The organism is Pimelobacter sp. 30-1 (genome assembly GCF_018831735.1).
Taxonomy (GTDB): domain Bacteria; phylum Actinomycetota; class Actinomycetes; order Propionibacteriales; family Nocardioidaceae; genus Nocardioides.
This window is the reverse complement of sequence record NZ_NHTS01000001.1, coordinates 438597-455789: the sequence shown is the minus strand read 5'-3', so window position 1 is coordinate 455789 and position 17193 is coordinate 438597. Positions and strand designations below refer to the sequence as shown.

The window sequence follows — 17193 nt, the reverse complement described above, 5'->3', positions numbered from 1 at the left end:
GCACGGTAGAGCCAGCTCCACCATCGGAACGGTAGCCAGCAGGATTCTGCCGCGCGGCCGGAATTCCTAGCGTGGAAGCATGATTCGACGAGACCGCGCGACCACCGTCGCCGCTCCTCCTGTGCCCACCACCGGCGAGGCCCTCCGCCTCGACGGCGTCGTCAAGAAGTACGGCTCGGGGGCCTCCGCCACCGTCGCCCTCCGCGGGGTCGACCTGGCCCTGGCACCGGGCTCGTTCACCGCGATCATGGGCCCGTCCGGCTCGGGCAAGAGCACGCTCCTGCACGCCGCAGCCAGCCTCGACCGCCCGACCAGCGGCAGCGTCCGCCTGGGCGGCACCGAGATCTCCGGCCTGCGCTCCGCGCAGCGCACGCGCTTCCGCCGCGACCACGTCGGGTTCGTCTTCCAGGCCTACAACCTGCTGCCCGCCCTGACCGTCGAGCAGAACATCACGCTCCCCCTGCTGCTCGCCCGCAGCCCGATCGACGCCGGCTGGCTCGACTTCCTGGTCGCCTCGGTCGGCCTCGACGAGCTGCGGCACCGCCTGCCCAACGCGCTGTCCGGCGGCCAGCAGCAGCGGGTCGCCATCGCCCGCGCCCTGGTCACCCGGCCGCACGTCGTGTTCGCCGACGAGCCGACCGGCGCCCTGGACTCGCGGACCGGCAAGCAGGTGCTCGACCTGCTCGCCCACACGACGCGCGAGCTCGACCAGACGGTGGTGATGGTGACGCACGACCCGGTCGTGGCCGCCCACGCGGATCGGGTGATCTTCCTGGCCGACGGCGCGTTCGCGGGGCACCTCGACGGTGCGACGCCGGCCCGGATCACCGAGTACCTGACCGGGCTGGGTGAGTGGTGACGCGCCCGGACCGGCCCCGGCCGGGCGGCCTCGTCCGCGCCGACCTGCGCCGCCACCGCGCGAGCTTCGCCGGCGTCGCGGTCGCCATCCTCGTCGCCACCGTGCTGGTGACCGGGCTCGGCGTGCTCGTCGAGTCGGGGATCCGCGGGGGACTCGCGCCGCAGCGGTACGCCGGCGCGGACCTGGTCGTCACCGGGCAGCAGAAGGTGCCCGTGCCCGAGGACCTCGCGATCAGCCTCACCGAGCGGGCGCCGGCCCCGGACCCGGCGTCGATCGCCGCCGTGCCGGGCGTGACCCGCGTGGTCGCCGACGTCACCGTGCCGCTCGTGGACGGCCGGAACGGCGCCGTCGTCGAGGCGCACCCCTGGTCGGCGGCCCGGCTCACCCCGTTCACCCTCGCCGACGGCAGGGCACCCGACGGGGAGGACGAGGTCGTGGTGACCGCGGGCGAGGCGGCCGTCGGGGACGACCTCCCGCTCGCCCACGGCGGCGTCCGGTCGTCGTACCGGGTGGTGGGGGTGGCGTCCGCCCCGGCAGGCGTGGAGCGCGCGAGCCACGTCTTCCTGACCTCGTCGCGCATCGCCGAGCTGGATCCCCACGACGGCGCCGCGCAGACCCTGGGCGTGTTCACCGACCGCTCCCCCGAGGACGTCGCCGAGCGGATCCGCGACCGGCACCCCGACCTGACGGTGCTCACCGGGGCGGCACGCGGTGATGCGGAGTTCCTCGACTCGGGCTCGTCGCGCGCGACGCTCGTCGCGATCGGCAGCGCCTTCGCCGGCACCTGCCTCCTCGTCGCGCTCTTCATCGTCTCGGGGACGCTCTCGCTGTCGGTGCAGTCGCGACGCCGTGACTTCGCCCTGCTGCGCGCCGTGGGCGCGCTGCCGCGGCAGATCCACGCACTGGTGGCGCGGGAGGTGCTCGTCGTGGCCGCGGTGGCGGCGCTGCTCGGCGTCGGGCCCGGCTACCTGCTCGCCGGCGTGCTGCGCCGCGCGTTCGTCGCCGGGGACGTGATCCCGGCCGACTTCGCTCTCGCCTACAGCCCGGTCCCGGCGCTCGCCGCGCTGGTCGTCGTCCTCCTGACCGCCTGGGGCGCGGCGCGCATCGCCGCACGCCGCCCGGCGAACCTCGACCCCGTCGACGCCCTGCGCGAGGGCGCCACCGGCCCCGCCACCGTGAGCACCGCCCGGATCATCAGCGGCGTCGTGGTCCTCGCGGCGGGGCTCGCCCTCTCGCTGGTCCCGCTGTGGCTCGACGGCGAGGCCGCGGCCGCCGCGTCGGCCAGTGCGGCTCTCGTGCTCATCATCGGCGCCGCCGTCCTCGGACCGTGGCTGGTCGCGGTCGCCGTCCGGGCAGCGGGGGTGCTGCTGGGCCGGACGTCACCGTCCGCCTTCCTCGCCACCGCGAACGGACAGGCGAACAGCCGCCGGCTCGCCGGAGCGGTCACCCCGATCGCGCTCGGCATCACGCTCGGTCTCGTCCAGCTCGGCGCGCCCGCGATCATCGCCGACGAGGCGGCGTCCCAGGCGACGGCGGGCGTCACCGCCGACCTGCGGGTCGTCGCGCCGGCCGGACTCTCCGCGCCGGCACTCGCCTCGGTCGCCGACCTGCCCGCGGTCTCGGCCCTGTCCCCCGTGACGGTCAGCCAGACCGTGCTCGACTACCGGACCTTCGACGGCACCGACGACCGCAGCGAGCAGGTCCTCCAGGGCATCGACCCGAGCACCTCCACCGGACTGCTCGACCTGCAGGTGCGCGAGGGCACGCTCGACGACCTCGACGGCGCCGCGAGCGTCGCCCTGAGCACCGACGCCGCGCGCACCCTCCGGATCGGGCTCGGCGACGAGGTCACCGGTCGCTTCGGGGACGGCGCCCCGCTGCGCGCCCGGGTCGTCGCGATCTACGAGCGCGGACTCGGCTTCGGCGGCGTCACGATGGACGAGGCCGCCGTCCGCCCGCACACGACCAGCGGTCTCGCCACGTTCGCGCTGGTCTCCGGCGACGACCCCGGCGCCGCCCGCACGGCCATCGCCCGCCTCGGGCTGCCGGTGACCGACGGCTCCGGCGAGGCCGCCGGCGCGGACGCCCAGCGCCAGCAGGGTTGGGTGAACCTGGTCGCCCTGCTCGTGATCCTCGGCTACATCGCGATCGCGGTCGCCAACACCCTCGCCATGGCCACCTCGGAGCGCTCGCGCGAGCTCGCCCTCCTCCAGCTCGTCGGAGCCGGCCGCCGTCAGGTGCGGAGCATGATGCGCCTCGAGTCGGTCCTCGTCGCCTCGATCGCGGCGCTCCTCGGCATCGCGCTCGCGCTGCCCCCACTCGTGGGGATCAGCATCGGCATCTCGGGCCGGCCGCTGCCCGCCCTGCCCCTCACCGGCAGCGCGGTCGTCGTCGCCGCGATGTCCGCCCTGGCGCTGGTGTCGCTGGCCGTCGCGACCCGCGCCGCCATGCGGACCCAGCCCATCACCGAGATCGGGTCACGGCAGTAGGGCGTCCCGCTCCGCCGCCTTGCGCGCCACGTAGAAGTAGTTGAACGGATCGCTGCGGATCTCCAGCACCTCGACGTCCGACAGCCCCGCCTCCTCGAGCATCCGTACGGCGACCTGCCGCCCCCACACGGTCCCCAGCCCCGCCCCGCCGTCGGCCAGCGACACGGTCATGCAGTGCATCAGGCTGATCGTGTACAGGTAGGTGACCCACGGCAGGGCGAGGTTGTGCTCCACCCCGGACTGGGCCTTGATGTCGACCATCAACAGCAGGCCGCCGGGCCGCAGCGCGGCGGTGATGCCGGCGAGGACCCGGTCCGGGAAGGCCTGGTCGTGGATCGCGTCGAACGCCGTCACGACGTCGTACCGCTCGTCCTCGCCGAGCTCGGCGACGTCGCGGACCTCGAAGGTCGCATTGGTCAGCCCCCAGGCGGCGGCCTCGGCGCGGGCCGCCTCGATCGGCTCGGCGCCGAGGTCGTAGCCGACGAAGCGGCTGGCCGGGTAGGCCCGCGCGAGCAGGTTGATCGCGTGCCCGGCGCCGCAGCCGATGTCGGCGAGGGTCGCGCCGCGGGTGAGCAGGTCGTGGAGGCCGGGGACCGCCGGGACGACCACGTCGAGCAGACCGCCGTCGTGGACGGCGGCCGCGTCCTCGGCCATCAGCTCGTGGAACCGCGGGAAGCGGTCGTAGCCCAGACCGCCGCCGTCCCGGAACCGCTCGCGCAGCTCGGGCTCCACGCCCGCGAGCATGGTGAGCATCTTCATGCTGCGCGCGAGGTTCACCGGTCCGCCGGACGGCGTCAGGCAGGCCGCCCGCTCGGCCGGCAGCGCGTAGTGCCCCGTCGCCGGGTCGTACGTCGCGACGTCGCCGGCCACGATCCCGTCGAGCCACTCGCGCAGGTAGCGCTCGTCCACGCCCGCCGCCGCGGCGAGCGTCGCAGTGTCCGCCGGACCGGTCCGGGCCAGGACGCCGAGCAGGCCGAGCTCGTCACCGATGCCGAGGAGCAGGTTCAGGGCGGCGTCCTCGCGCACCCGGATCATCCGCTTCTGGAACGCCTTCGCGGCGTCGCGGTCGAAGGTGGTCATCGCGCTTCTCCTTGCTTGGGGCGTCAGGGGCGGGGCGTCAGGCGCCGAACAGCCGGGTCACCCAGTCGATCGCCTCGGCCCGCACCCGCTCCAGGCCGGCGCGCACGGCGTCGTCGTCGGGGCGGGGGTGCTGGCGGTCGAGGGCGTCGCTGGCGAGCTGGCGCACGCCGTACACCCCGGCGAGGTAGGCGGTGTCGGGCAGCCGCTCGCCCGCGGTCGGGTCCCACTCCTGGTGCTTGGTGCGCAGCACCTCGGCCAGCGCGCCGAGGGCGACCCGGCGCCGCTCCCGGGCCGGCCAGCCCATGCCGTCGAGCTCGACCTGGAAGGCGCGGGCGACGACCAGGTCGGCGGTGAGCGCGTCGAAGTACGCCGCCATCACCGACTCGACGTACCCGTGCCAGGTGCCGTCGAGGGACGCCACCGACATCAGCCGGGTCAGCAGCACCTCGATGAACCGGTCGTACGCCGCGAACACCGCGTCGGTGCGGACCGCGAAGAGGTCGTAGTACGCCGTCAGCGAGATCCCCGCGCGCTCGCACACCTCGCGCGCGCCGGTCCCGCGGTCCCCGCGCGCGGCGAGCAGCTCGGTGACGGCGATCATGATCCGCTCGCGCTGGGCCGCCTGCACCTGGTCGCGGGCGATGTTGTGGCGTCCGCGCGGGAGTGGCGCCGGGTGGGTGAAGAACACCCCGTCGCAGATCGCGGCGACCTCCGGCTCGCTCGGCACGGCCACATCATGCCCCACTCCCGGGAAAGGCGTGACCGCGGTCACTCGATTGAAGTACAGTCTGTTACTCCACTCCACTGCTCCCAGGAGTCCTGATGCGTCTCACCCTCCGCCGGCGCCTCGCCGTCGTCGCCGCGGCCGCCCTCGCGGTCCCCGTCCTGACCGGCGGCCCCGGCCCGTCGTCCGTCTCCGCGACCGCCGAGGCCGCAGCCCCCGTCCCGCCGGTCCGGCCCGGACTGGCCGGCACCGCGGGCTTCATGGCGACCATCCGGGACCTGGTCGGCTTCGCACCGCGCACCACCGGCTCCCCCGGCGGCCTGCGCACCGCCGAGTACGTCGCGCAGCGCTTCCGCAAGGCCGGCCTGACGAACGTCCACTACGAGACGGCGACGTCGTACTCCTGGAAGGCCTCGGCCAGCTCCCTCAGCGTCGCCGGCCGCCGGATCGACTCGTTCCCGATCTCGCACTCCTTCATCGTCGGCCCGACCACGCCGGGCACCCGCACGCTCGGCCCCCAGGGCCGGACCGCCGACGTCGTCGACATCGGCGGCCGCGACGTGGGCAGCACCGACGTCCGCGGCAAGTGGGTGCTCTTCGACCTCAACTTCAAGCTGCCGCTGGCCGGGCTGCTCCCGTTCACGACGTTCCTGTGGGATCCCTACCTGCGCCTGCTCAACCCGAGCGCGCTGCTGAGCGCCAACCCCTACCTCACCAACCAGGAGAGCGTCGTCAAGGCCGCCCAGAAGGGCGGCGCGTTGGGGGTGATCGGCGTCCTCGACGACTACTTCGACTCCAACCGCTACCACAACGAGTACTACCGCCGGACGCCGATGACGGTCCCCGGCGTGTGGGTCACCAAGAAGGACGGCGCCGCGCTCCGCGCCGCCCTCGGCACCACCCGGCGCGCCACGATGAGGCTCACCGTCGAGCGCAAGGCGGTCACCGCCCGGACCGTCGTCGGCTTCCTGCCCGGACGCACCAAGGACACGGTGATGGTCCAGTCGCACCACGACTCCCAGGGCCCCGGCGCGGTCGAGGACGCCACCGGCACGTCCGAGGTCATCGCGCTCGCCGACTACTACGGCGCGCTGGCCAAGAAGCGCGGCTACCAGCCACGCCAGAAGACGATGATGTTCGCGACCTTCGACACCCACTTCACCGGCTACCAGCAGCACCAGGCCTTCGTCGAGAAGTACATCACCAAGAAGCAGACGCCCTACCGGATCGTCGCCAACGCGACGATCGAGCACGTCGGCAAGCGCGCCGTCGTCGACAAGGACGGACGGCTCAAGGTGCTCGAGCAGCACGAGCCGCGCGGCATCTTCGAGAACGTCAGCCTGCCGCTCAAGCTCAAGCTCGACGCCGCCATCGTGCGCAACAACCTGCACACCACCGCGGTCCTGAACTCCACGCTGCCCGCCAAGCTGCTCGGCGGCATCCCGACCGACGCCTCGTTCGTGCTCCAGGCGGGCGTTCCGGTGATCAGCCTCATCGCCGGCCCGCTCTACATGTACGACGAGGCCGACACCATCGACAAGATCGACCAGACCCAGCTCCGCCCGGTCGCCGTCTTCTACGCCGACATGCTCGACGTGCTCGACCGCACGGCCAGCAACCGGATCGGCCAGGGCCTGCGGTGAACCGGGCGCTGCGCCGGATCGCGGCCGCGGGCGCGACCGCCGTCCTGCTGCTGGCCACGGCTCCGGTCACCGCCGCGGGCCCCCGCCCCGGACCGCACCCGGGCACGCTCCTGGACACCTCCGCCGCCGGCCGCACCAGCCAAGTCGCCGGCGCCGGCCGCGTCGTCGAGGTCCGCTACACGACGAGCACCGCGGCGGGGCGCGTCGTACCGGCGACGGGGCTGGTGCTCGTCCCCCGCGGCCGCGCCCCCAAGGCCGGCTGGCCGCTGGTCGTCTACGGCCACATGACGACCGGCATCGCCGACCGCTGCGCGCCCACCAACGGCACCCCCGGTCACCCCGAGCTGCGCCGCATGCAGCAGGGCGACGACCTCACCCGCAGCCTCCTCGCGGCCGGCGTCGCCGTCGCCCGCCCCGACTACGAGGGCCTCGGTACGCCGGGCGCCCACCCCTACCTGCGCGGCGCCTCCCTCGGCCGCTCGATGGTCGACCTCGTCGCCGCCACCCGCGCCCTCGTCCCCCTCAACGGACGCTGGGTCGCCTCCGGCCACTCCGAGGGCGGGGTCGCCGCCCTCAACGTCGCCGACCGCCGCCGTACCCTCGTGCCGGGCATGCGCCTCATGGGCGTCCACGCGATCACCCCCGTCACCCAGATGGAGGTGCTGGTCCGCACCCTGCGCCCCCTCCCCGTCGCCGTCGCCCCCCTCACCGGCGAGCTCGTCGCCCTCGCCGCCCTCATCATCAAGGGCCAGGCCGTCGAGGACCCCGCCGTCCAGCGCCTCGCCCTCGACGGCGGCCTCAGCCCGCGCGCCCGCGCCCTCTGGAACCAGCTCGACCAACGCTGCCTCGCCGAGCTCGCCGCCCCCGACTCCTGGGGCGGCCTCGCCCCCGCCCGCCTCCTCGGCCCCCGCGGCAACGAGCTCGTCCGCGTCGTCACCACCCAGCTCGCCCAGGACGACGTCCGCCGGCTCCGCCTGCGCCCCCTCCCGGTCCGCATCGAGGAGGGCCTGGTCGACGCGGTCGCGCCGTTCGTTTTCACCGAGCAGCTGGTCCGCTCCTACCGGCGCCAGGGGCTCGACGTGACGCTCGGGCGCTGGCTGGCGGGGCACTCGGAGACCAACTCGGCGTCGTACTCGGTGGGGGCGGCGACGGCGTGGATCCTCGCGCAGCTGCGGCGCTGAAGTGTCGGACCCTGGCCCTAGCCTCCGGTCCATGCTCAGCGTCCGCGACCACATGACTCTCCGCCTGGCCAGTGCCCACTACCGCTATCCCGCGCGTCGCGAGGCCGACGTGCACGAACAGCTGAGCATGTCGCCGACCTTGTTCTGGCGCCACGTGCACGTCCTGCTCGACTCGCCGGCAGCGCTCGCGGTCTACCCGCGCGAGGTCAACCGGCTCCGCCGCCTGCGCGAGCAGCGCCGCGACGCGCGACGCGCGGCCTGAGACGCCGAAGAGCCGCCGCTCCCCGAGGGGAACGGCGGCTCTGGTGCTGGGCTCGGAACGGTGTGCGGATCCGCCTACGGGTCGCTGGTGTGCAGCCCCGCGAGCGCGGAGACCACGGTGACCTCGGCGGCCCAGAGGACCATCTCGGGTTCACCGATGAGGCCCTTGACCTGCAGATAGGCCACGACCGGGGTTCCGGCCGCGGTCAGGACGTAGAGCGCGCGGCGGATCCTCGCCGGCAGGTTGATCGTCATCGGCCCTCCTCGGGACGTCGGGGAACTCGGACGAGGGCGGAGACGCCCGCGTGGTCACTGGTGCGCTTGCGGAGCCGGCGGGCACGCCGGTCGACGAACCGGAGCGGACCGGTCAGGACGTGGCCGTCGATCCCGCGCCCGCGACGTGCGGTGGCGGCGCCACGCAGGCGCACCGCGGCCACCGGGGCGTTGAAGTCGCCGGCGAGCCAGACCGGGACGGGCGAGGCGAGGAGCCAGTCCACGAGTGCGCCGTCGAAGTCGGACCACCGCGCCCGCGCCCGCCGCGGATGACGGTGCGTCGACGCGAGCCGGACCACCCGCCTCCGCCCGAGCGGGCCGGCGATGCGCACGTCCTGCCACACCACGCCCCGCGCCAGGATCCCGAGACCCGCCGCCGTCAGCTGCCGGTAGCCGTGGCCGCGGCGGCGCGGGTCGTCGACGTACCGGCCGACGGGGCGGACCTGGTCGAGGTCGAGGACGACCGCGACGCCGCGGGTGGCGTCACTCGTCATCCGCTGCACCACGGCGTACCGCGGGTCGTCGAGCAGGCCGGCGTAGTCCTCCCGCTTGCCTTCCTGGACCCCGATCCAGGCCGGCCGGCGGGCTGCCAGGATCGCGGGCACGTCGCTGACCCGGTCGGTGAAGTCGTCGTTGACGGTGACGCCCTCGAGCACGTCCGGGCGCAACCGCAGGCCACGCCAGACAGCACGCCAACCCGTCACGACAGGACGACGTCCCGCTGCGAGGGGTTGGCCGCGAGCAGGCGCCGGCCGCGCGGCGTACTCATCAGCCGGCGGGCGACGTGCTCGCAGGCACGGAGGTCGCGGACGATCTCGAGGTGCATCTGGTCCTTGCGGCCGCGGTAGTCACCGCCCCAGCGGACGCACCCGCCGTAGAGCCGGAGCCGCCGGCGGATCCGGCGCGCCATCGCCGCCGGCATGTGCTCGGTGCCCAGGGGGTAGGTCATCGCGTTCACGTCGACCGCCGTACCGGAGGCGTGGTTGGACAGCGACAGCGCGCCGCGCACCGGCCGGTAGGCCCAGCCCCAGTCGTCGAGCACGCTGCCGCGCACCGGCTCGAGCCGCTCGGCCCACCACAGCAGGACATGAGCGAGGAGCAGCCCCGCCGAACCCTCACGCATCCGGACGTGGACCTCGCCGGTCCGCGCCGGGATGGTCCAGACGTACAGCCGGCCGCTCCCGTCTCCGAGAGCCGGCCAGCCGTTCTGCGACGTCGCGGTCATGACTGCTCCTGCCGGGATTCGAGCGCGGCGAGCCGCGCATTGGTGGCGGCCTCCATGCCGGCCGAGCTGATGAGGTGCACGTCGAGCTGTCCCCCGATCCGGGCGACCGCCTTGGCCGTGTCGTCACCGGTCGACCGCACCTCCGCGAGCTGCGCCACCAGCCCGTCGATGTCGGCGCGCAGGTTGGACGTGTGGCTGTTCGCCACGTGCTCCCGGGTGACCTGCACCGGGTCCGCGATCTGCTCGCGGAGCCACGGCTTCGCGAAGCGCCACAGGAACCCGGCCAGCGTCAGCATCGAGACCAACGCCCCGCAGACGACGCCGACGCCGAGCAGGGCCGCCTCCGTCGCGTCGGTCACTCACCCGGCTCCGAGATAGGCCACCGTCAGGGCGTTCATGTACGGCTGCGAGGCGTCGATGGTCCAGGCCGTGGCGGCCTGGGCGACGAGACTCACGACCTGACCCGCGGTGAGGAACACCGCCGCCGAGACGTCCAGCGCCGAGATGTTGGCCGTGTCCTGTGCCGAGGCGAGGATGCTCGTCTGGACGACCGTGCTGTAGGCGCCCGGCGTACCACCCACCCCGATCCAGACGAAGCGACGGCTCGCCGCCGTCGACGACGCGAAGGTGACATTCCCGTTGACCTGGTACCAACCGCCTCGCGGAACGGTGATCGTCCCTTCCTTGAGCAGCATGCCTCCAGTGGGGCCCGAGCGGGCGAGGTCCATCTGGATCACCGCCGACGTGTTGGCGGCGAGACTCTGAGCGCTGTTCTTGTAGACCGAGATGGCCGGGATGGGGTCCCCGACCGACACCGCCGTCGCCCGCGCACTGGCGTCGACCGCGAGGGTCTTGACCTGCTCGAGGATCGACTCCTCGTCCCGCGCCGCGAGCCCCACCGGATTGGCCTGCAGCTCGTCCTCCGTCCAGTCGTAGTCGGTGTCCCCGACGACGACGTCCGTGTTCTGGGCCAGACCTCGCACGTCCGGGACGCCGAGCAGCCGCATCGTGTCGCCGGCCTTCACCATCGACAGGTCGGCAACCACGCCGCCGGGCGTCGTCACCTGACCGTGGGTGAGGGTGAGACCGTTCGTCCAGCCCGACCGCCCTTGGAGCTTGTTCCACTCGTCCTGGGCGATCGCAGTGGCCTGCGCGGCCGTCTTGAAACCCCGGTCCGTGATGTCCGCCGTCTGCTTGACCCGAGTGAGACCCGTGGGCGGGTAGAAGACGGTGCTCCGGCTCCCCGTGGTGGCGTCCTTGTAACGGACGTACACCCGGTCGGCCCGCTCCTCCGCGGAGGAACCCAGCACGCCCGAGCCCGGCACGACGTACCAGGTGGGCTTGGACTCGTCGACCGGCGCGATGACCAGCTGCCGGTTCTCGTTGACCAACCAGCGCGTCTTGTTCTCCTGCGCCCAGGCATCGAGGATCGAGCTGATCGTCGACAGCCCACCCTCCCCGTCGTCCCGGCCGACCGACACCGTCCCGAAGTTGCCGACCCGCGTCCACCCGGCGAGGCCGCCGTCCGCGATCGCCGCATCGACCACCACGTTCGGCACCGTCGACGCATCACCCGCCGGCGTGAGCCCCGGGTTGGTCTCCGCGTCCCGGCACGCGCCGAGCGCCACGAACTCGCCCGAGTCCCAGTTGGGCTCGTCGAGCGTCCCGGACCAGATGCAGACGGGGCCGAGGAAGATCTCGACCGCGGCGCCGTACACGAGGGCGGGGTGGCGCCAGTTCCGCGAGTCGGGGATGGTCCAGGACGCCTGCCAGGAGCCGTTCGTGCGAGTGGAGTGCTTGAGCTCGCCCCAGCCTTGGGGAACGAGAGAAGACAGCCAGGTTCGCCCGACACGGACCTCGGGCCGGCTCACCGATGACCTGCTCATGCGACGTGGGAGTGGTAGCGCGGATAGAACTCGAGCTCGGACTGACTCCCGACCGTCGCCGAGGTGACCGTGAACACCTGCGTCACCCCCGGTGAGAACCTGTGCGCACCGAAGGACACGCACTTCCAGTCGATGCACACGGAGTTGGTGCCCTTGGCTCCCGTTCCTCCGTACACCGACGGACGGGCGGCACCCAGCTCAGGCGATCGAATCTCCAACCAGGTCAGCGAATCGGCGTCGCGGATCCAGGTGAGCGCTCCGTCATGAAGGCCGAACAGCCAGCCTTCGTCCAGCGTCATGTTCGAGGTGCCGGTCAAGACGAGCTCGATGAGCTGGTCCCCTTCCGCGGCCACGACGGGCAGCGGAAGGGCTGCGAGGTTGAGCACCTGGTAGCCGCTCGTGACCGGAACCGGGATCGAGCCCGCATTGACGACCGATGACCCGACCGTGCTCGCGCCGCCTGCCCCGACCATCCTGACCGACCATCCCAACGAACCAGCGACGCTGATGTTCATGCGAGCCATGAGCGCGTAGGAACCATGCGTCAGGCGACTGGCGGGAATTCGGATCGTGGTCGGCGTCGCCAGCGTGTTCCGTCCCCCAGAGACGAGCGAAGCGTCTGCGGTAACAGCCGAGCTCGAGGCGAGCCAGCGACGCAGCGGCGGACGCCAGAGCACATTGGTCGAGGTGTAGATCAGGTTGTCGGTGCCCAAGGCGGTCGGCGTGGCGTCGAATAGGCGGATTGCGGCCTGCGTCGGCGCCGAGCCGCTCACGGTCGCAGTCCGCGATTGCTGCCGCAGCGTGCTGTCGACCTTGTCTCCGATGGTGTCGGTTCGAGCCACGTTGGTGACTTCCAGCCAACGATCACCGCTACGGTTTTCGCCGGCCACGAAGGGGACCGATACCGAGAGAACCGAGAAGTTCGTCGCGGCGACATAGATCCGCGTGTACCCGCTGCCGATCGGCTCAGCGGAGAGCGGAGTCGCGCTCACGCCGTCGATCTTGATCGACGGCAGATTGAAGACCGATGGATGGCTGACCCGCACATCGACCGCCAGGTAGGGAAGACCCGCCATCGACACGGCGCTGGATCGGGTCAGCGTCATGCCTGCGTAGTCGAGCGTCCACAAAGACGTGGACGTGCTTCGAACGGCGCCGGCTACGACGCCGAAGGAGTTGGAGAACATGCTCGGATGCCTGTTGGCCAGGTCGAAGGAAGCGGACCAGTTGGTGGTCGCATCACAAGTGTCGAGCGTCTGATAGACAGCCGTTCCGCCCGGGTTGGGTGCGACGGGAATCGCGGGAACGACGACGGTCTCCTCGGGCCGGGCGAACGGGAGGCAGGTCAAGGTGAGCAGGTAGTACCGGTACTCCCTCCGCTCCTCCTCGATGTCCCACCCCTCGGAGGTGTCACGCTCGAGCCTCGCTCCGACGACGTCGAAAACACATGTAGCCGCAGACGTCGCTGCCGGCACGTACACCAGCGGCGCCTTGGAGGGTGCCAGCGCACCCCGCATCAGCGCCATCTCGGCGGCCGCCAGGGCCGGACCCGCCGCGACCAGTGGAGCGGACAGGCGCAGGCGAATGGGCGCCTCTCGGTTGTCCCATCCTTCGAGGACAGCCAGTGCGCCGTCTGTCAGAAGCGACTGGACCACCTCGAGGCGCGCGCCAGGATTGCCGAAGTTCGTACCCTCAGCCATCGCCTCGATGAGGTACCCCTCCGCAGGCGGCGGAGTACCCGGGTCAGCGAGCTCGAGCGGGGCCCATCCGAGCCGAACCTGCTGCGTCATCGGGCACCGCCTCGCGCGGGCATCACCAGGTCGCTCGAGGCGACGGTCGGCAGAGCTGCCACAGCCATGTCACTTGCCCTTCTTGCTTCGTGCGGCGTTTCCACGTCCGCGCTGGTTCGACCTTCGGTCCTGCCGGTGCTCGGCTCTAATCGCCTTCTCGATGGCGTCGAGCTTCGCCTCGAGCTTCTTCACATTCGCCGCGGCGGCGTCGTTCTGCGCCTTGTAGGCCGCTGCCGCTGCCGCTGCACCCACGCCGCGGTTACCGGAGGCCAAGGCGGCCCGCTCGCCGAAACGGTCCTGATACGTCTTCAGCTGACCCGCCGAAAGTGCAGCGAAACCAGCGATGGTCGACGAGTCGCCCTCCGCCAGCAGCGTCGCGAGGGCGTCACCGGACACGCCCTTCCTCCTGAGATCGGCGATGTTCCGGTTGAGCTGGTTGCCGGACGCGATGTCGCCGTCGAGCTTCGCCATCACGTCGGCGAAGGATGATCCCGCGGACCACGCGTCCGTCTCCCCGAAGAGCTCAGAGGTGAGCTTTCCCGCGACGGTCTCGCGGAGCGAGGGCATCTTGTCGGTCAGCTCTTCGCGCGTGTCCTTCTCGTGCTTCAGCGCTCTCCGGGACTCCTCGAGAACCTTGTTCAGCCCCCGGAGCGTGCGTGGAAGGTCGAACCGATCGGACGATCGCCCAGCATCTCGTGGCCGGCCACGGTCGCGCGGGCCAGTCGTCCCGCCGTCCGCCAGCCGGTTGGCGTTGATCTCCTTGAGCAGCGAACGATGGCGGTCAGCCTGGCCGTGGCGGTTGGAGATGACTTCTTCGCCGTCTGCCAGGAGATAGAGGTGGCGGTCGGCGTAGCCCAGGCCCGTCTTCGGAACCGTTCCACCATCTGCCTTACCGCGCCCTCCTGCCGCGCCTGTCACGTCGGACGCGCCGCTACCGACGAAGTCGAGCCGGAGCCGCCTCAGGCTCTGCGCCTGGTTGAGGAGCGCACCGATCGCGCTCACTGCCCCAGCCGTATTTGCAGTGATCTTGATCCGCTTGCCGTTCGGAAGCAGTCCCACCGCCCTACCAACGCGGCCGAGCGAGCCCTCGAGGCCCCCCGCGCCCTTCGTGGCCACCCGGAAGGCGCGATTGAGGCGTCGGGCGGCGGCCTGGCCGCCATTGGCAAGCTGCTCGAGAGCCAGACCGGCCTCTGGGCCGAGGTCTTCGATGATCTGCTGGATGGCATCGGCCGAGGCCCCGTTGTCCAGGGCCTTGTTGATGTTCTTGCCCATCTGGGCGTCGGCTCGGCCCATTTCGCGCATGCGCCGCTCGAGAGTCTCCAGCGACGTGGTCGGCTTCTGGACGTCGGTTGCGAGCGACCGCATCGAGCCGGCGACCTGATGAGCCCACTGGCTGATGTGGTTCTCTGCGGCGATTCGGCCCTGCAGATCGGCCAGACGCTGCTGGGAACGCTCGAGCTTCTCGACCTCCTTCTGAGCCTTGCGTTCCTTCTCGGCGCCGTCCTCGACGTCCGACTTGCCGAAGACGCCTTTCAGGGAGTTCTTGATCTCCGAACCGTTCAGAAGCACACCGATACCGGTCACCGTTTGGAGGATGTCCTCCGTATCCCACTCGACCTTCTCGTTGAAGTCCTTGACATCCGCCTTACCCTGCTGGAGCAAGACCTGGGCGGTAGGCAGATCGCCCGCAGCAACGGCGGCATGGACCCCGTCAAACGACGCGACGAAGGCATCGTTGGCGGCCGCCGCGTCGAGCACCATCCCAGTCACTGCGCCAGCCGCCGCACCCCAGGGGCCGAATGCCGACCCCGCCAGCGCCATCTCAGTCACGGTGCCGCCGAACGACTCTCCCAGGCCAGTGGTCGCCAGAGTCAGAGCCGCCAGCGGCCCCGCGGTACGCCGGGCAACGAGCCCCGTGGTCTTCAGCGCGGATCCTGTGCGCTTGGCGGCAGCCGAGCTCTGCTCCATGCCCGAGTGGAACAAGGACTGGGCCTTGTTGAGGTCCGGGTACTCCCGACTCATCGAGCGCAGATCAGCACGCAAGAGCTTGATCCGGGAGCGAGTAGCTGTTGCGGCGCTCTTTGTTGCTCCGAAGACACCTTGCTCCTCGAGCTTGCCACTGAGGAACTTAGAACCCGCGAGGTTCTTCGCCGCAGCCGCGGTGCCCTGCAACCCGCGCTCGTACAGCGACAGGGCCGCGAGGCCGGTCAGGATCGGACCGCCGAGGTCGCTCGAGCGCAGCGCCGCCGACACCCCGGTCACTCCCTCGGCGACCCGCGGCGAGATGACCTCCAACGACTTCAACGTCTCGTTCAGTCCGGGCAGCCAGTCCTGGTCGGTCTGGCTCCGGACGCCCTCGATCACCGCAGGCAACCGCTGGAGCTGGCCGACGGCCTGCTGGGTCTCGGGAGCGATCTGACCGATCGCACGACGGGCGCTCTCCAGGGACTCCGCCGCCGGGTCGAGCCCCGACAGCGCGGTGGAGAGCAGCCGGAGCCGGCGCGCCATGTTGTCGATGTCGGTCCGACTGCGTCGGGAGGCCCGGCCGAGTCCTTCGACCTGTCGCACGACCTTGTCGAAGGACTTCGACGAACCACCGGCGGACCCCGTCAACGGGCGAAGGGCCTTGTCCAGCTTCTCGGCCGCTGTGACGGCCTTCAGCATCTCCTTCGTGAAATGGTCCTCGACCTCGAGACGGACGGTTTCGCGGCGAACGGCCACGGCGGATCACCACCTCTCGGGTAGTCGGGTGTTGCGAAGGTTGGGGTGCGCTAGGGCGCCGGCTCGTCCGGCTCCTGCGGTGATGCATCGCGCTCGGTGGTGAACGCGTCCCACGGGGTGGGGTCGATCGGGGCGACGCCGATGCCGACGCCGTGCGAGTGGTGGTACGGGAACTCGGGTGAGCGCTTCTCGTGCCAGGACTGGAAGGTGCCGTCGTGGTACGCCGCCTTCTCGTGCAGGTCGGCGTAGGCATCCTGCGCGGCCGCACGTTCCATCGCGGCGTAGCAGATGCGGCGGTAGGGGTACCAGGAGCGCTCGGGGTCGGAGCACTCCTCGACCGGGTTGCCGCAGTCGGGGCACTCGGCCTGGCGGCGCTGCCAGTCGGTGAGCCAGAGGTCGCGCTCGCGCGGGTCGAGGCGGTCGAGCTGGGCCAGGGTGAGGCCCAGCGACCGGGCGATGCTCAGGTCGCGTCGGACTTCGGTACGCCGGGCGAGTACCGCGCTGCTTTTGGGTCCGAGATTCCGCCGGTGTTGAGCACGTAGGCGGTGACCCAGAGCGTCTCGAGCTGGCCGATGGACAGGCGCTTGATCCGGCGTCCGAGGCCGCCGATGGTGTCGAGGGCGACGTCGCCGGCCTTGACGACCGTGCGGTGTACGTCGTCCTCGGGGTCGGCGTACATCAGCAGCGCCTTGCCGAAGGTCTCGATGTTGACGCCCCAGTCGGCGTCGTCCGGGTGGTCGGTCTCGGCAGGGTTCTCGCCCTCGCCGGGGACCTTGCGCGGCGGGTGCTCGGCGAGGATGCTGCGCCACTCCTCGTGGCCGATGGAGCCGATGACCCACTCCTCGGCGCGCGCGGTGGCCTCGTCGACGATCTCGTCGTAGCGGGCCTGGGCGGCGGCGACCTCGGCGTCGGCATCGACGTCGTCACCGAGCCGGCCCGGTGCGGCCTGGGCGGCGAGCGCCTGGCGCTCGGCGACGCCGACGTTCTGGCGCGCCTCGGCGAGGCGCTCGAAGTCGCCGTCGGCATAGATCAGGACGGTCTTGCTGGGCATGGCGGTTCCT

The 17193-nt window shown here is 71.7% G+C and carries 16 protein-coding genes; 5 read left to right on the top strand and 11 right to left on the bottom strand.

All coding sequences use genetic code 11. The features are described from left to right. Nucleotides 1-79: 79 nt before the first annotated feature. The gene (locus tag CCO04_RS02155; RefSeq protein WP_215812442.1) at nt 80-859 is read left to right on the top strand and encodes an ABC transporter ATP-binding protein; all 780 of its coding nucleotides are present in this window, start codon (nt 80-82) and stop codon (nt 857-859) included. Beyond that, complete coding sequence (locus CCO04_RS28200) at nt 856-3348, top strand: ABC transporter permease (protein ID WP_215812441.1); 2493 nt, start codon at nt 856-858, stop codon at nt 3346-3348. The genes CCO04_RS02155 and CCO04_RS28200 overlap by 4 nt, the downstream gene beginning before the upstream one ends. Here the strand turns inward: CCO04_RS28200 and CCO04_RS02145 are convergent. Together CCO04_RS02145 and CCO04_RS02140 are read right to left on the bottom strand one after the other, a co-directional pair. Then, the gene (locus tag CCO04_RS02145; RefSeq protein WP_215812440.1) at nt 3337-4428 is read right to left on the bottom strand and encodes a methyltransferase domain-containing protein; all 1092 of its coding nucleotides are present in this window, start codon (nt 4426-4428) and stop codon (nt 3337-3339) included. The genes CCO04_RS28200 and CCO04_RS02145 overlap by 12 nt on opposite strands. 37 nt (nt 4429-4465) lie before the next feature. Continuing rightward, entirely contained in the window at nt 4466-5155 is a 690-nt protein-coding gene (locus CCO04_RS02140) for a TetR/AcrR family transcriptional regulator (protein ID WP_215812439.1), read from the bottom strand. Between the two features lie 95 nt (nt 5156-5250). Here CCO04_RS02140 and CCO04_RS02135 point away from each other — a divergent pair, with 95 nt between their 5' ends. From CCO04_RS02135 to CCO04_RS02125, 3 genes are read left to right on the top strand one after another with little or no spacing between them, the layout of a single operon-like run. Further along, nucleotides 5251-6795 (top strand): M28 family peptidase, encoded by a 1545-nt coding sequence (locus CCO04_RS02135; protein ID WP_215812438.1) that lies wholly within the window; start codon nt 5251-5253, stop codon nt 6793-6795. Continuing rightward, nucleotides 6792-7976 carry a lipase family protein gene (locus CCO04_RS02130; protein WP_215812437.1) on the top strand — a complete coding sequence of 395 codons (1185 nt, stop codon included), beginning with the start codon at nt 6792-6794 and terminating at the stop codon, nt 7974-7976. The genes CCO04_RS02135 and CCO04_RS02130 overlap by 4 nt, the downstream gene beginning before the upstream one ends. A gap of 31 nt (nt 7977-8007) precedes the next feature. Beyond that, nucleotides 8008-8238 carry a DUF3263 domain-containing protein gene (locus CCO04_RS02125; RefSeq protein WP_215812436.1) on the top strand — a complete coding sequence of 77 codons (231 nt, stop codon included), beginning with the start codon at nt 8008-8010 and terminating at the stop codon, nt 8236-8238. Between the two features lie 74 nt (nt 8239-8312). Here CCO04_RS02125 and CCO04_RS02120 read toward each other — a convergent pair whose 3' ends face one another. From CCO04_RS02120 to CCO04_RS02080, 9 genes are all read right to left on the bottom strand, one after another. Beyond that, nucleotides 8313-8492 (bottom strand): hypothetical protein, encoded by a 180-nt coding sequence (locus tag CCO04_RS02120; protein WP_215812435.1) that lies wholly within the window; start codon nt 8490-8492, stop codon nt 8313-8315. Beyond that, complete coding sequence (locus CCO04_RS02115) at nt 8489-9166, bottom strand: endonuclease/exonuclease/phosphatase family protein (RefSeq protein WP_215812434.1); 678 nt, start codon at nt 9164-9166, stop codon at nt 8489-8491. Before CCO04_RS02115 ends, CCO04_RS02120 begins: the two co-directional genes overlap by 4 nt. Before the next feature lie 44 nt (nt 9167-9210). Beyond that, nucleotides 9211-9735, bottom strand: a complete 525-nt coding sequence (locus CCO04_RS02110) for a M15 family metallopeptidase (RefSeq protein ID WP_215812433.1) — start codon at nt 9733-9735, stop codon at nt 9211-9213. After that, on the bottom strand, nt 9732-10094 hold the full coding sequence (locus CCO04_RS02105) for a hypothetical protein (RefSeq protein ID WP_215812432.1): 363 nt from the start codon (nt 10092-10094) through the stop codon (nt 9732-9734). Before CCO04_RS02105 ends, CCO04_RS02110 begins: the two co-directional genes overlap by 4 nt. After that, a complete protein-coding gene (locus CCO04_RS02100; RefSeq protein ID WP_215812431.1) occupies nt 10095-11606 on the bottom strand; it encodes a hypothetical protein in 1512 nt (503 codons plus the stop codon). A gap of 11 nt (nt 11607-11617) precedes the next feature. Further along, the gene (locus CCO04_RS02095; protein WP_215812430.1) at nt 11618-13411 is read right to left on the bottom strand and encodes a hypothetical protein; all 1794 of its coding nucleotides are present in this window, start codon (nt 13409-13411) and stop codon (nt 11618-11620) included. 69 nt (nt 13412-13480) lie between these two features. Then, entirely contained in the window at nt 13481-16132 is a 2652-nt protein-coding gene (locus CCO04_RS02090; protein WP_215812429.1) for a hypothetical protein, read from the bottom strand. A gap of 50 nt (nt 16133-16182) precedes the next feature. Continuing rightward, complete coding sequence (locus CCO04_RS02085) at nt 16183-16407, bottom strand: hypothetical protein (RefSeq protein WP_215812428.1); 225 nt, start codon at nt 16405-16407, stop codon at nt 16183-16185. Nucleotides 16408-16592: 185 nt separating this feature from the next. After that, a complete protein-coding gene (locus tag CCO04_RS02080; protein WP_215812427.1) occupies nt 16593-17183 on the bottom strand; it encodes a hypothetical protein in 591 nt (196 codons plus the stop codon). Between the last annotated feature and the right edge of the window lie 10 nt (nt 17184-17193).